The organism is Pseudomonas sp. GCM10022186 (assembly GCF_042656385.1).
Classification (GTDB): domain Bacteria; phylum Pseudomonadota; class Gammaproteobacteria; order Pseudomonadales; family Pseudomonadaceae; genus Metapseudomonas.
This window is the reverse complement of the sequence record NZ_JBHSOU010000055.1, coordinates 1-710: the sequence shown is the minus strand read 5'-3', so window position 1 is coordinate 710 and position 710 is coordinate 1. Positions and strand designations below refer to the sequence as shown.

1 protein-coding gene is annotated in these 710 nt (G+C 68.6%); it reads right to left on the bottom strand.

Annotated elements, in window-relative coordinates; genetic code table 11:
• Nucleotides 1-710: serine dehydratase beta chain (locus ACFPU0_RS18280; RefSeq protein ID WP_377694689.1), on the bottom strand; the 710-nt coding region annotated here is incomplete at both ends.

Below are 710 nucleotides of genomic sequence, written 5' to 3'. Positions count from 1 at the left end.
AGGCTGTCCCGGAGGGCGGCTTCCGGCTGTTCGCTGAGCTGGCGGTAGAGCGCCGCGGCGCGACGCCTGACCTTGAGCCCGCCGGGCATGATGCCTTCCTTGCGGCAACCGGCCTTGACGCAGTCCTGCATCACCTGCCAGATCTTCATCAGGCCGGCGCTGGTTTCTTCAGGCGGGCGCCAGGCCTTCTCGTTCTCGCGCATCAGGTCGCTGATGGCGAGCCCGGTGGCGGCGCAATGGGCGAGCAGGTCCTTGGCGGTCTTGAAGGGATAGGGCAGCGGCGTGCGGTCCTCGACGATGCGGTCGAGGCCGGCGGCTTCCTCGTCCACCACGAAGCCGCCGCCCACCGAGTAGTACTCGCGGGAACGGATCTGGATGCCGGCGTCGTCGAAGGCGCGGAAGATCATGCCGTTGGGGTGGTAGGGGAGCGGCTTGCGGATCAGCGCCAGGTGCTCCTTTTCCACGAAGTGGATCGGCCTTTCGCCGCCGAGGCGCAATTCGCCGCGCTGGCGGATGGCCGCCAGGCGTGCATCCACGCTTTCGGTATCGACGGTGTCCGGCTGCTCGCCTTCCAGGCCCAGCAGCACGGCCTTGTCGCTGCCGTGGCCCTTGCCGGTGGCACCGAGGGAGCCGTACAGCTCGACTTTCAGGCTTTCGGTGTCGGCCAGCAGGTTTTCCCGGCGCAGGCCGTCGACGAAGCGTGCGGCGGC